This window comes from Paenibacillus ilasis, from assembly GCF_043195395.1.
Classification (GTDB): Bacteria; Bacillota; Bacilli; order Paenibacillales; family Paenibacillaceae; genus Paenibacillus_AQ; species Paenibacillus_AQ lautus.
Genome location: NZ_JBHDJG010000006.1, coordinates 45,676 through 59,526 on the forward strand (window position 1 = coordinate 45,676; position 13,851 = coordinate 59,526).

Sequence of the window (13,851 nt, forward strand, 5' to 3'; positions counted from 1 at the left end):
CGATAACACCGATAGCTGTCCTGCTGCACACATGGGGTGCGGATGGGCAGCTATTGTGGTTTAGATAGCGGAATGGTTCACCCTCGTTCGAAAAATATAGAACATACGTACGTTTATGCGATCTGATATGTTAAAATTAAATCGTGAGAGCAATGGATAAGTAATTAAACCAGGCTTGCAGAAGAGGGAATAAGCGGATGAAAAAAACGATAGGCATGTTCGCCCATGTGGATGCAGGCAAAACCACGTTGGCGGAGCAGTTGTTATATATGACCGATACGATTCAGGAGCGGGGCCGCGTGGATCATCAGAGCGCTTTTCTCGATCGACATGACATTGAAAAGGAACGGGGCATCACCGTATTTGCCGATCAGGCCACCATGCATTTTAACGGCTCCACTTATTATTTAATCGATACGCCGGGTCACGTCGACTTCTCGCCGGAGATGGAGCGTGCCATTCAGGTCATGGACGCCGCAGTTGTCGTCATTAGCGCTGTGGAAGGTGTCGAAGGGCATACGGAGACGGTGTGGCAGTTATTGCGTAAGCATGGCGTCCCTACGTACTTGTTTATTAATAAAATCGACCGGGAAGGCGCGGATGTGGCGCGTGTGTTTGCAGAGATTCAGAGCGAGCTTTCCGCAGACGTCTGTATGATCACGGAGGAGGATGTACTGCACGAAGGCGTGATGCAGTCCTCGCTCATGGAGGCTATCGCGGAGCGGGACGAGAAGCTGCTGGAGCTCTATATGGAACAGGGAGTTGAGGTCTCACGGTGGCTGGATACGATGACAGCGATGCTAAAGAGAGGACAGCTATTCCCCTGCTTCAGCGGATCAGCTCTGCAAAACGTGGGCGTGTCCCATTTCTTGCATCAGCTGGATCTGCTGACGGTTACGGACTATGACCCCAGCGTTGATTTTGCCGGAAGGGTATATAAGATTCGTCATGACGAACAGGGCACAAGACTGACGTATATCAAAGCCATGGGCGGAATGCTGCGGGTGCGCGATGAGATGGCTTATTTCTCCGGAACGGAGACGATCACGGAGAAGGTGACGCATATCCGTTTGATCAATGGAGGGCGCGTAACGAATGTCGATCAGGTGCAAGCGGGTGATCTGTTTGTATTGACGGGTATTTCATCAGCTGCGGCAGGCGACGGGCTCGGGACACTGAGTGGTGGCCGGACCGTTTATGAGCTTGTACCGACACTGAAGTCGAAGGTGCAATTCGAGTCCTCCATTCATCCCAAGGATATGCTGCGCGAATTCCGTCTGCTGGATGCGGAGGATCCTTCCCTGTCTGTCCAGTGGGATGAGCACGCTCAGGCGATTCATATCCATGTGATGGGTATCATTCAGCTTGAAGTACTGGAACGAATCGTGTTCGAGCGCTTTGGTTACCGGATCACCTTCGGTGAACCGGAGATTTTATATAAAGAGACCATAACAGAAGCCGTTGTGGGCTGTGGCCATTTTGAACCGCTGAAGCATTATGCGGAGGTGCACCTCCGGCTGGAGCCGGGATTGCGGAACAGCGGCATCGTGTTCGCCAATGCTTGCCATCCCGACGTGCTTCCGGTCAATTATCAGCATCTGGTCGCCCAGCATATCGGTGAGAGGGATCATCACGGGCTGCTTACAGGCTCTCCCGTCACGGACATCAAGATTACCCTGCTGAAGGGACGGGCGCACAACAAGCATACGCACGGCGGGGATTTTAGGGAAGCCACCTACCGTGCATTACGCCAAGGGCTGGAGAAGACAGTCAATATGCTGCTGGAGCCTTACTATCACTTCAAGGTGAAGGTCGATGCCGAGTATATCGGACGGCTGATGTCGGATTTGACCATGGCGAAGGCAAGCTTTGAGCCGCCGGAAACGGTCGGAAACAAGGTGACAGTCACGGGATCGGCTCCCGTATCGACCATGATGAATTACAGCATGGAATTAGCCGCCTACACCAAGGGAAGAGGTACGATCTCCCTGGTTTACGGCGGGTATGGGCGGTGCCATAACGAGGCCGAGGTCATTGAACGTAAAGGATACGATAAAAATGCGGACCCGGAATACAGCTCCTCTTCGATATTTTGCGCGAAGGGCAGCGGTTACGCGGTGCCTTGGGATGAAGCGGATCGTCATATGCATGCGTGAAGTGGCGGAGGAGAATAGGTATGCAGGCAAGATGTGCGCGCTAGTGGAATATTCGCCGATTTCATCTTGCTCGTGACAAGTGAATGGTGCAGCAATGAATTGAATGATATGTAGCGAGGCAGAATGCTGCTGTGAAAGGCAATCATGCGTAACGAAGCCGTTATTAGCAGGATTAAATATCAATGACATTAATTATGTAATGGAGTATATAGACAATCGAGCGATTATGAGTTAACGATGGTGGGCTATATAAGCCCACCCGATGATTCAATACAAATCCGTAATGAAATACGCACGCGAGATATGAAATCATCCCGCGTGCGTAAAGTAAAGAGATTTTATGAAGAGAGCGATCCTTTTTCAACAGGCTGCTGTCGCGTTGGCCGCATTGTCCAATAAGTAATGGCGGTCGTAATCAGCATTAAGACGCCGGTCATTAAGAATACCGAGTGAATGTTAAAGATGCCGCTGATCATGCCGCCAGCGAGTGGTCCAGCCATCCCGCCGATTTGGTTGGCTGTCTGATTGAGGCTGAACGCACGCCCGCGGAATTCGCTTGGCGTATGTTTGACGACAAGGCCGTTGAGCGCCGGGAATACGGCACAGAAGAACGCGCCGTAAGCAAAGCGGATGGCCGAGAATGCCCAAATGTTGCTGAACAGGATCTGGGCGAGCGATCCGATTCCGCCGGCGAGCAGACCGATCAGCAGCACCTTTTGGAACCCGATTTTATCGGATAAGCGTCCCCAGCGGGCCGCAAACAGGATGCTGGCGATCCCGACGATGGAGAAGACAAAGCCGGCAATCATCGAGGTATGCGATGAAGAGCCGCCGATCTGAGCGATATACAGCGGCAATACCGGCTCGATCGTCATGACGGAAAACTGCGTCAGCACCGTAAGCATGAGCACGGTCATCAGCGCCTTGTTATGTCCGGCGACCTTAAAGGTGTTTATGACGGAGACGCGCTCTTTGCTGGGCACGAATTTCTCTTCCTTGACCCAGAATATGACAAGCAGCGTGGCTGCGAAGCACAGCATCCCTGCCAATCCGAATGCCATTCGGTTGCTGAACAGGGAGGCCAGGGTGCCTCCGATCATCGGGCCCATAATGCCGCCGGTTGCGGTTGCCGTGGACATCATGGAGAGGGCGTAGCCAACTTTTTTCTCAGGGGTGTTGGTGCCTACAATGGCGATTGCGCCCGGAATAAAACCGGAGAGAAGGCCTTGCAGCAGGCGGAGAACCAATACCTGATACTCATTCGTGACGAATGCCATCAGAATATAGATGACAAAGAGCACCAGCCCCGCGCGGATTATCATCGGTTTGCGTCCATATTTATCGCCGACGGCTCCCCAGAAGGGAGAGGACAAGGCGCCCGCAAAAAAAGCGGAACTGAACAGCAGTCCCGACCACATTTCCGTATGCTTGGTAACGCCGAGCTCAATCAGAAAAAGCGGGAGAAATGGTATGACCATCGAGAAGCTTGATGAAACGATAAATGAGCCGAACCATAGTATCCATAAATTCTTTTTCCAACTTTCCATGTCTTCTTCATCTCCTGATGTGCGATTTGTTGTAATCCTTCGAGCTTCGCCTCCTGTCTTTTAAATGGGGTAATGATGTATGTATTACATTTTTAGAGATAACCAAGAGCATAAACTTCGAGACTTGAGTCCTTGTTCGCCGAGAAGCTGCAGGAGTTCCTGCAGGAGAATCCGTCGGTTTACCGTCGGATCTTGGAGAAGGCACTGCGATTATCTCGAAAGGAAAGCTTCCTCTACATGCGGTCTGTCATCTTTGAACGTGCGTCGATAGAGGTTTTTCTTTCGAGATAAGAAAATTGTTAATGGACCAATCCATTTATGTATCGTATGGCGACCCCCCAGGGGAGGCCGGGTTCGGATAAAGCAAAACGCCCCACTAATTTGGCAAACTGGAATTAACCAGACTGCCGCACTAAAGCGAAAGGCGTGCAACTTCATCCTACACCACATGTTTTGGATTGGGAAGAGGCGGGGCACAGGGTTAGAGCGGTCGACGGCACTTTTGGAGATGGGTTGGAACCGCCGGGTTATCGCATAAATAAAGGGCTTTCAGGATTCCATAAGACGTGGATACAATATCGTAAAAATTATTTTTTTAGGGAGATCTTATATGAGAGAAACGCTGAAGGATCTATATTCAAATACGTTGTTCCAGCAAGTGACCGACCGGTTGAAAGAGGTTTATCCGGCATTCGATTCGAACCGGTTCATGGAGCTGATTCATAATGAAGCCTGGGGTCAGGAGGAGTTCAAGCAGCGCATCCGTCATATTACGCTGGCTTTAACGGACACGCTGCCTGCTTCTTACCCGGAAGCCATTGGGATCCTGACGCAGGTAGCCCCGCATTTTAGAGGCGTGGAATATGTCTTCTTTCCGGATTATGTAGAGGTTAATGGGATGGAGGATCTGGAGACATCGATGGAGGCTTTGGCGGTATTCACGCATTCTTCAACGGCAGAGTTTGCGGTTCGGCCTTTCATCAACCAGGATCAGGAACGGATGCTGGCTCAGATGATGACTTGGGCACAGTCCGATGATGAGCATCTGCGCCGATTAGCGAGTGAAGGCTGCAGACCGCGTCTGCCTTGGGCGCCGCAGCTGCCGGCTCTGATTAAAGATCCGCGCCCGGCGCTGCCGATCCTGGAGCAGTTGAAAGAGGATCCTTCCTTATATGTTAGAAAAAGCGTCGCCAATCACTTGAACGATATCTCCAAGGATCACCCGGAGCTTGTGCTGGAGATCGCCGCCAAATGGTATGGCAAGCATCCGCTAACGGATTGGATCGTACGGCATGCGCTGCGTTCGCTACTGCGGAAGGGAGATATCCGGGCGCTGGCTATTTTCGGATACGAGGAGCTTGAGAAGCTGGAAGGACTGGAGGTGCGCGAGCTGCGCATCAAACGATCCGTCATAGCGATGGGAGACGATTTGGAGTTCGCTTTTCAAGTGGTCAACGAAACCGGCTATCCGATGGCGCTCCGCATCGATTACGAGATCGATTATATGAAGGCAAGCGGTAAGCTTGCGCCGAAACGCTATAAATGCTCGGACAAGATCTATGCACCGGGAAGCTGGAAGGTGGAGAAGAAGCAATCGTTTAAACCGATCTCCACCCGCCGTTTCTACTCCGGCGATCACCGTCTTCACATTGTTGTGAACGGCAAGCGTTTGGCCAGCATGGATTTTGTGCTGGAGGGCGCGGAGTAAGGGGAGGGCATGTGGTCAGGATGTGCATTGGCAAAACTAGGTGCAGGACGTGCACTCGGAAACCTGTGGTGAAGGATTCCTGGACCGCTTGACGGTTCGAGGCGATTCCGATCTAAAGTTTTGTACATCGTGTGCATTGCTTCCTGTGCGCACGGTGCGTAGTCCGGGGCATGCTTGGATGGCTGTCAACCGTTGAGATGTTAAGGAGGCTCTGACTACAGGATTCGGAGATCGTAATGCAATTTCCCTGGTAAGGAAAGGGAAAGCAATCTCCTTAGGCAAAGAAAAGAGTTAAGTGCACTAGCCCCGCATGGTGATCATGCACCAGTAGCAGCCGCAGAGGATAATGTGAGCCAGGCCTTCCAATGGGAGGGCTTGTTTTTGTTTTTGTAAATAACCGAGTGCCATGCGGATTATGGCAACACTATCAAATGTGTGGAAATCAAGTTAGCAGGTAGAAGAGAAGCCGGACTTTTGGTACACTAGATAAGTTGAAAAGCTTTCAAAGTATTTACAAACAATTGATATAGATGTCGGATGCCCTGTTCTATGAACATAGAGTATGGCTTGCAGGTTTCAATGGAAGAATAGTAGTACACAGCACGCCGGCTTGGACCGGTCTGGGAGGATATAGATGGACACGAAAGCACTACGAAGAGAAGACGTGGAGCTGCTGGCGCCGGCAGGGGATTGGGATTGCATGCGGGCCGCGGTGGCGAACGGGGCGGACGCGATCTTTTTTGGGGTCGAAAAATTTAATGCTCGCGCACGGGCGAACAATTTCCGGATGGACGAGCTGTCCGAAATTATGGCCTTCTTGCACAGTTATGGGGTTAAGGGGTTCCTGACCTTCAATATTTTGGTGTTCGAGAACGAGCTGGAGGATGCCAAGGAGCTGATCGATGCGTGCGTGGATGCAGGCGTCGACGCGGTGATCGTGCAGGATCTGGGCCTGGTGAAAATGATTCGCGAGATTTCCCCGGATTTCCCGATCCACGGCTCAACGCAGATGACGATTACGTCGCCGGAGGCCGTTGAATTCACGAAGCCGTTTAACATGGAACGCGTCGTGCTCGGGCGCGAGAACAATCTGAAGCAAATCCAGAAGATCGGGGAGCAGGCGAAGCTGCCGATGGAAGTATTCGTGCATGGTGCACTATGCGTATCCTACTCGGGCCAGTGCCTGACTTCCGAAATGTGGGGCGGCCGCTCCGCCAACCGCGGAGAGTGCGCGCAGGCCTGTCGTCTGCCGTACGATCTGATCGTGGATGGCGAGCAGAAGCCGATGGGCGACGTTGCCTACTTGCTCTCGCCTAAAGATCTAGCCGCGATCGATCTGATGCCGGAGCTGATTGAAGCAGGCGTGACCTCGTTCAAGATTGAGGGCCGGTTAAAGAGTCCGGAATACGTGGCCAACGTGGTGAGCAAGTACCGGAAGGCGATCGACCGGTATTTTGACGGCGAGGATGCTAGACCGAGCAAGGAAGAGGTGCGCGAGCTGCAGCAGAGCTTCTCCCGCGGCTTCACGCATGGCTTCCTGGATGGAACGAACAATAAAAAGCTGGTTGAAGGCACGTTCCCGAAAAGCCGCGGCGTGTACCTCGGCCGGGTGGAACAGATTCTGCGCGACGGCGTCGTCTGCAAGCTGGATGCGCCGCTGAAGCGCGGGGACGGTATCGTGTTTGATGCCGGGGATCCAACGAAAAAAGAAGAAGGCGGACGCGTCTACGACGTCCGGCGCAAAGGCGTCAAGCTGGAGGGCGAGGCGCAAGAAGGCTGGATCGTCGATATCGTTCCCGGCCGGAGCGACGTGGACCTGCGCAAGCTGCACGTCGGCGACCGGATCTGGAAGACGAACGATCCCGCGCTGGATAAGCGCCTCCGTCAGACGTACGAGACGGAGAAGCCGTACCGGGTATTCCCGGTACATGTACGCGTCAGTGGCCGTCCCGGACAGCTGCTGTCGACCTGGTGGACCGATGTGCAGAAAGGCACGACGGTCCAGGTGGATTCGGAGCTGGAACTGGAGATTGCCCAGAAGCGGCCGCTCAGCCAGGAGATCCTGGAGGAGCAGCTTGGCCGCCTGGGCGGAACGGTGTTCCAGCTCGAGGCACTCGACGTCGACCTGTACGGCGACGTCATCGTGCCGATTCGCGAGCTCAACAGCATCCGCCGCCGTGCGGTGGAGCTGCTCGCCGGCGAGCGGCCGAAGCCGCCCGTGTACGTGAAACGGGCGGTGTCGGTGTATGGCGATGCGGCTGTGCCCGCAGCGCCCGTGGCCCGCGGTGAGGCGAAGCTCACCGCGCTGTGCCGCAGCCTGCCGCAGGTTGAGGCTGCGCTTGCGGCCGGCGTCGAGATGATCTACGCCGACTTCGAGTTCATCAAGCAGTTCCCGGCAGCGGTGGAAGCCGTGCGTGCAGCCAGCAAGCAGATTGCGCTGGCAACGCCGCGCATCCACATGCCGGGCGAGAACGGCTACCACAACAACATCCTGCGCCTCCAGCCGGACGCCGTGCTGGTGCGCAACACCGGTGCGCTGTATTTCTACCTGCGCCACCGGATGGAGAACCCGGGGGCGAAGCATCCCCGGCTGATCGGCGACTTCTCCCTGAACATTGCCAACCACAAGGCGGCTGACCTGTTTGTCGAAGCCGGATGCGACGCCGTCACGCCTTCCTATGACCTGAACATCCAGCAGATGGTGGATCTTCTCGGGAAGGCCGACACATCCAAGATGGAGATCGTCATTCATCAGCATCTGCCGATGTTCCATACGGAGCACTGCGTGTACTGTACGTTCCTCAGCGAAGGAACGGACTTTACGAACTGTGGTCGTCCTTGTGAAGAGAGCCGCGTGTCCCTGCAGGACCGGATCGGCATGTCCCACCCGGTACGGGTAGACGAAGGCTGCCGTAATACCGTGTACAACGCCATCGAGCAATCCGGAGCCGAGTACCTGGCAAACTTCATGGAGCTGGGCGTATCCAGCTACCGTGTGGAGTTCCTCGAGGAAACACCGGAGCAAGTCCACGAGGTCATCGATCTCTACAACCGCGCCTTGCGCGGCGAGATCAGCGGCACCCAGGTGTGGAAAAAGCTGAAGGCGACCAACCAGCTTGGAGTTACGCGGGGGCAGTTGGTGAAGTAAGGAACGGATTGTATACAACATGTCTGACCTTTGAAAGGGTCAGGCATGTTTTTTGTATTTTTGAATAGGATGAGAGGGGCTTTTAATAGGATTTTTGTAAATGGTGGTTTTCTAAGTGTCGTAATTAATTTTCTAATCGTGTGTAAACATCGTAAATAGAGGAAAGATCATGAACTATGTCGAAAAATAGAATATTAAACTTTTAAAGGAGCTAATTTTTTGTGAAAGAAAGAGATGTTTTTTTTGACAATCTAAAATTCATACTTATATTAATGGTAGTGATGGGTCATTTGTTTCAACCATTCAATGGAGGGATAACGATTGGCCCAATATTTAAATTCCTTTATTCGGTTCATATGCCGTTATTTATTTTTATAGCAGGATATTTTTCTAAAAATATCGATAACAAAAACTATAATAAAAAGGTCATAATCAATTTTGTGATTCCTTATTTAATATTTGAAACCATCTATACTATTTTTGATTACTTCATTTTTGAGCAAGAAAAGCTCGAGTTTACTTATTTCTATCCTTATTGGATCATGTGGTTTATGTTCAGTATGATTATTTGGAAAATAGTTACTCCTTATTTAATTAAAATAAAATTTATTTTTTTGGTATGTGTCGTTATTTCCCTATTAGCAGGTTACGCTAAGGATGTGGAATACTATGCAAGCATTTCTCGTATATTGTATTTCTTCCCGTTTTTTCTTTTAGGTTTTTACTCTAAAAGAGAATGGATAAACAAATTAGATCAGCCACGAATAAAAATAGGAGCTGTGATTCTGCTTTTAATATGCTTTTTTCTACTGTTAATGGTAAATGATTCGATTCATGTTAAATGGTTTTTTGGTACACTACCTTATCAATCTTTGGGATATGAAGACTGGTATTCAGGAGTATATAGACTCATAGGTTATCTATTCTCTGTTGTTGTTGGAACTTGTATCCTAACATTAACGCCAACAAAGAAACTGCCTATTATATCAAACTTAGGTAAAAATACATTGTATGTTTTTATTCTTCACGGATTTATTATTAAATATCTTGAACACATTGAATATTATAGAAATTTCACAAGTACAATAGGTAAGCTAATACTCATTGGAATTGGTCTTATGATAACGATTTTTCTATCTACTAATTTGGTAAGGCGTTGCACGAGTTGGATAATCGAACCAAACTTAAGTTTTGTTTTTACAGAGGGTAATAACAACAGTGTGGAGGAGAAGCATAAAAAAACTTTCACTACATTGTAATATAATAACGGAGTTAATACATAAAAAGAGCAAACCAGGTCGTTTTTGCCCTTACCGATGACATAAATCAATTTGTAAAATCCATGAAGATCAAGGACAGTTAATCCACGTTCCTGATATCAGGTGGATTGTCTTTTTATACCTACCTTACGCGCCCTAAAAAGTGAACAACCGGGTATATTTCTAAACAAGTTCCAGAATCTTGGGTATGTGGTAACGGAAAGAGGTGTGTAAGTTTACTGGTTCGTCCTGACAGAAAAACGGTGGCAACAATGAACGATTATGGTTCTGCACAGTTCTTACTTACACCAGCGGATGGGAAAATGAAAGTAAGGCCTGGGGGAACCTACCAGGTGCCTATCCTTCGTCTTTCTATACATACCGAAAGGGAAGCATTTTTAAGATGGAGTACGACCATTACTGGGGTAATCTTTTCTATCTGACGCTTCCCGAAGGGGTGGTGACCATTATGCTCTCCGACTACCAGGAGACATTCTTGGCCTTTTCGCTGAAGCCGCTTGCCTTTGACAAAAACCGATTTTAATCGATGGGTTGGCCGGACTCATGATACAATGTCATCAATATGGGAGACTTACGGGATTGGAGAAGATAAAATGAACATTCGTAAAGCGATCATACCGGCCGCTGGACTTGGTACGCGGTTCCTGCCAGCCACGAAAGCGATGCCGAAGGAGATGCTTCCCATTGTGGACAAGCCGACCATACAATACATCATCGAGGAAGCGGTCGCTTCCGGCATTGAGGACATTATTATTGTGACGGGTAAGGGGAAGAGGGCGATTGAGGATCATTTTGATTCTTCATTTGAGCTGGAACATAACCTAGCTGAGAAAGGGAAATGGAACCTCCTCGAAGAAGTGCGCAAGCCCTCCAACATGGCAGATATCCATTATATCCGTCAAAAGGAGCCTAAGGGGCTGGGTCATGCCATTTGGTGCGCGCGCAAATTCATCGGGGATGAGCCGTTTGCCGTGCTGCTAGGCGACGATATCGTGGAGTCGGAGATCCCTTGCCTAAAACAGATGATGAAAGTCTACGACACCTACCAATCTGCCATTGTAGGCGTTCAGCCGGTATCCTGGGATGAAGTGGACCGTTACGGGATTGTAGATGGACTTCAGAAATCAGAACGAATCTATGAAACGTTGAGGTTGGTAGAGAAACCGTTCCGTGCCGAGGCGCCTTCTAACCTGGCCATCATGGGCCGCTATATTTTGCCGCCGGAAATCTTCGACCTGCTAGAGAATCAGGAGGTTGGAAAGAACGGGGAAATTCAACTGACAGATGCGATCTCCACCTTAGCTCATCGGAGCCCCATCTATGCGTATCATTTTGATGGGATGCGTCATGATGTCGGCGAGAAGTTGGGATTTATTGAAACCAGCATTCATTATGCATTGCAACGGGAAGATTTGAAAGATGATTTGATTGCATATTTAAGCGGGGTTTTGGGGAAAGTTCGGTAAAAGCGATTTTATACACATAAGAAAAAAAGGGGGCAGTTGGGTAGAAGATTTCTACCACGAACTGCCTCCTTTTTAGTTAAAATTGAAGATTAGCAAGTTGTTGAACATTGTCCTTCGCATTCGGATCAACTTGGGTTAGTCTCCCCATAAGGGCATCATCACTCAAGTTTTGTTTTTGTAATGCTGCCAGATACCAACGTACAATCTCCTGTTGGGTTGTCTGCGAGAGATCTTCTTGTATGCCGAGCTTAAGAGCTTCTGATGCTTGCTTCGGCTGATTCATCATGAAGTGCATTTTTCCTGTATGGAGGATCATGTCGGGTGTGTTTTCGAAAGGGTTACCTTGTAGTTGGCCTTCAGGTAATGTAGCTAAATGCTTGATACCTTCTTGTACTTTAACAAAGGCTGATGTTGCCGAATTAAAGTACTTTTCTTTTCCGGCAGTGTCCCCTTCCCCTAAGGCTTTCATTCCCAGGTCATACCCTTTATTTATTATCTGCTCGTACCAATTGATATCCCATTTAAACTTGTAGGCATTATTGATAAGAATTTCATAAGCTTGTTCAGGCTGTTTGTTCATTTCATAACTCTTAACTAATTGATTCAGCATAGATTTGTTATGAGGCTCATCTTCAAGAACTTGATTTAAGAGATTAGTAGATAGTTGGAAAAAGCCTTCATCCTGACTCTGCTGATAAAGAGATTGATACAATGAGTTTAATAGAAGGACGGATTCCGGGTGGCTAGGTCGAATGCTGAGATCTTTGTCCAGTGGTGCCTTAATCTCTTCGAACGATGTACTAACCTGGACAATTTTTCGAGCCTCCAAACCAGCTTCAGCAGCCTGTACGTAACGGATAGAAGTAATTAGTAAAATAATAGAAGCAAGGCCTACAACAGCAGAGTAGATATTTCTTGCTGTCGAATCTTGCACATTCCATTTTTTAATTGGTTTGCTGTTCATTACGGATGCCATGCCACCGAGTCCAAGGAACACAAGGATTCCCATGAACACGTAACTCATGTTAAAGTCCAAAATACTGTGAATCAATATCGACAGTACCAAGATGAGATATAGGAAGTGACTGTTGCGTCCCTCATCATCAGTTTGAACGTACCCTCGGATGTATTTATAGAAGATATACACAATGAATGACATAAATACTAGAAAGCCAATAAGACCAACCTCTATCAAGTATTGAAGGAAGAAGTTATGGGCCTGAGTACTTGTATAGGGGTTGTTCTGATACTGCTCATACAGTGAAGCCCAAGCGCCTCCGCCAGCACCGATAATAGGGTAGTCAGCCAGAACTTTCATGGCATCCTTGTAGAATGTGAACCGTTCAAGGACACTATGTTGGTTGAAGTTAATGTTTTCGAGCCGGACGCTGATATTTTGTGGCAATACTTTTTTGAGATTGGTGCCGATGAATAGGAAGATCAGCAAGCCACCCAAAACTAAGGAACCGATGGGAATCCACATGTTGGAGGCCTTTTTAGCGGACCAATTGCTTAATGCTTTTTCCAGTTTTGGAGCAATGAAACTTTGAATGACCCATCCAAGGATTCCTACAATAGCGGACGCACTGAGCAAAATTCCCCAACCCTTAAGGGCGCCACTGCTGCTGAAGGTTTCATTCAAATTCAACCCTAACTCTGTTACCGGTTTAGAAATGATCAGCGAAGCTACACCCGCTATACCACAATAAAGAATCCACAATAATTGTTTGGCCGGCTTCAGGAATAGGAGCAGCAGAACAAATACTACCGGCAGCATGACCAAACCACCACGAGATAACGTTAAGAGCAACGATACAATGATGGGCACCAGCATGAAGCTATGAAACGCTTGCCCATACCATTTTCTAGATGTTGTAACAAAAAAGACTGCCGCGAACAAGAAAGCCATTAGAAAAGCTGCATAAGTATTCGCGTACTGAAATACCGAAGTCAGACGAAGACCATTAGAGTCGGTCATGACCGCATGAGTATACGTACCGTTTAAGACCGTGTTAGAAAACCATTTTGCAATAGCACCGGCAGTCTTACCTTGGCCGAACCAATGGAGTAGGCCGAAACCAACAATAAGATATGCTACAGTCATAATTGTACTTTGAATGATTCGGTTCCCTAATTTGTCACGAAGTACATATAATCCAATGATGAACATAATGGCATAAATGCAATTTATGACGACCATATTCATGGCAAGACTATGGGAAGCCGCACTGATGAGTGAGAGTATGTAAGTTAGAGGTAGTAAAAGCACACCCACAGCAAGCCAATCTCTTTCATCCTTGAGTTGGATGCTTTTATAAAATTGTGCAATCCAAAGAAATAATAATAGAGTTGCTAGTATAGCAGCCCAGAAGATTGGTTTCTCGAATTGTAGCTCTTGTCCGTTGAATAGAGCTGTCTGGAAAGGCGTCCAGAACAGAAATAAGATAATTCCTGAAATTAACACCCATAACAAAGCGGATCGCTTTCCTTCTATCCTCGACTCAGCGGCTTTTTTACCGTATACTGGATTCGACAACGTAATTAGC

8 protein-coding genes are annotated in these 13,851 nt (G+C 48.7%); 6 read left to right on the forward strand and 2 right to left on the reverse strand.

What is annotated here, in order from left to right:
• The first annotated feature begins 197 nt into the window (after window positions 1–197).
• Window positions 198–2,156, forward strand: a complete 1,959-nt coding sequence (locus ACETK5_RS31180) for a GTP-binding protein (RefSeq protein WP_100540888.1) — start codon at window positions 198–200, stop codon at window positions 2,154–2,156.
• A 338-nt stretch (window positions 2,157–2,494) separates the two neighbouring features.
• Here ACETK5_RS31180 and ACETK5_RS31185 read toward each other — a convergent pair whose 3' ends face one another.
• Entirely contained in the window at window positions 2,495–3,703 is a 1,209-nt protein-coding gene (locus ACETK5_RS31185) for an MFS transporter (protein ID WP_100540887.1), read from the reverse strand.
• A 610-nt stretch (window positions 3,704–4,313) separates the two neighbouring features.
• Here ACETK5_RS31185 and ACETK5_RS31190 point away from each other — a divergent pair.
• The 5 genes from ACETK5_RS31190 (at window position 4,314) to galU (ending at window position 11,305) form a co-directional block, all read left to right on the forward strand.
• Window positions 4,314–5,411 (forward strand): DNA alkylation repair protein, encoded by a 1,098-nt coding sequence (locus ACETK5_RS31190; protein WP_100540886.1) that lies wholly within the window; start codon window positions 4,314–4,316, stop codon window positions 5,409–5,411.
• 634 nt (window positions 5,412–6,045) lie between these two features.
• On the forward strand, window positions 6,046–8,559 hold the full coding sequence (locus tag ACETK5_RS31195; protein ID WP_100540885.1) for a U32 family peptidase: 2,514 nt from the start codon (window positions 6,046–6,048) through the stop codon (window positions 8,557–8,559).
• 221 nt (window positions 8,560–8,780) lie between these two features.
• On the forward strand, window positions 8,781–9,818 hold the full coding sequence (locus ACETK5_RS31200; protein ID WP_100540884.1) for an acyltransferase family protein: 1,038 nt from the start codon (window positions 8,781–8,783) through the stop codon (window positions 9,816–9,818).
• A gap of 403 nt (window positions 9,819–10,221) precedes the next feature.
• Complete coding sequence (locus ACETK5_RS31205; protein WP_165789774.1) at window positions 10,222–10,362, forward strand: hypothetical protein; 141 nt, start codon at window positions 10,222–10,224, stop codon at window positions 10,360–10,362.
• A 70-nt stretch (window positions 10,363–10,432) separates the two neighbouring features.
• A complete protein-coding gene (gene galU / locus ACETK5_RS31210) occupies window positions 10,433–11,305 on the forward strand; it encodes a UTP--glucose-1-phosphate uridylyltransferase GalU (protein WP_100540883.1) in 873 nt (290 codons plus the stop codon).
• Window positions 11,306–11,381: 76 nt separating this feature from the next.
• On the opposite strand, the gene ACETK5_RS31215 is transcribed toward galU, so the two are convergent.
• The gene (locus ACETK5_RS31215; protein WP_100540882.1) at window positions 11,382–13,841 is read right to left on the reverse strand and encodes an O-antigen ligase family protein; all 2,460 of its coding nucleotides are present in this window, start codon (window positions 13,839–13,841) and stop codon (window positions 11,382–11,384) included.
• Window positions 13,842–13,851: the final 10 nt, after the last annotated feature.

What these genes read in the sequence shown, in the direction of transcription:
- ACETK5_RS31180 (WP_100540888.1), top strand. Translation starts at nt 198, where the DNA reads ATGAAAAAAACGATAGGCATGTTCGCCCATGTGGATGCAGGCAAAACC.
- ACETK5_RS31185 (WP_100540887.1), bottom strand. Translation starts at nt 3,703, where the DNA reads ATGGAAAGTTGGAAAAAGAATTTATGGATACTATGGTTCGGCTCATTT.
- ACETK5_RS31190 (WP_100540886.1), top strand. Translation starts at nt 4,314, where the DNA reads ATGAGAGAAACGCTGAAGGATCTATATTCAAATACGTTGTTCCAGCAA.
- ACETK5_RS31195 (WP_100540885.1), top strand. Translation starts at nt 6,046, where the DNA reads ATGGACACGAAAGCACTACGAAGAGAAGACGTGGAGCTGCTGGCGCCG.
- ACETK5_RS31205 (WP_165789774.1), top strand. Translation starts at nt 10,222, where the DNA reads ATGGAGTACGACCATTACTGGGGTAATCTTTTCTATCTGACGCTTCCC.
- galU (WP_100540883.1), top strand. Translation starts at nt 10,433, where the DNA reads ATGAACATTCGTAAAGCGATCATACCGGCCGCTGGACTTGGTACGCGG.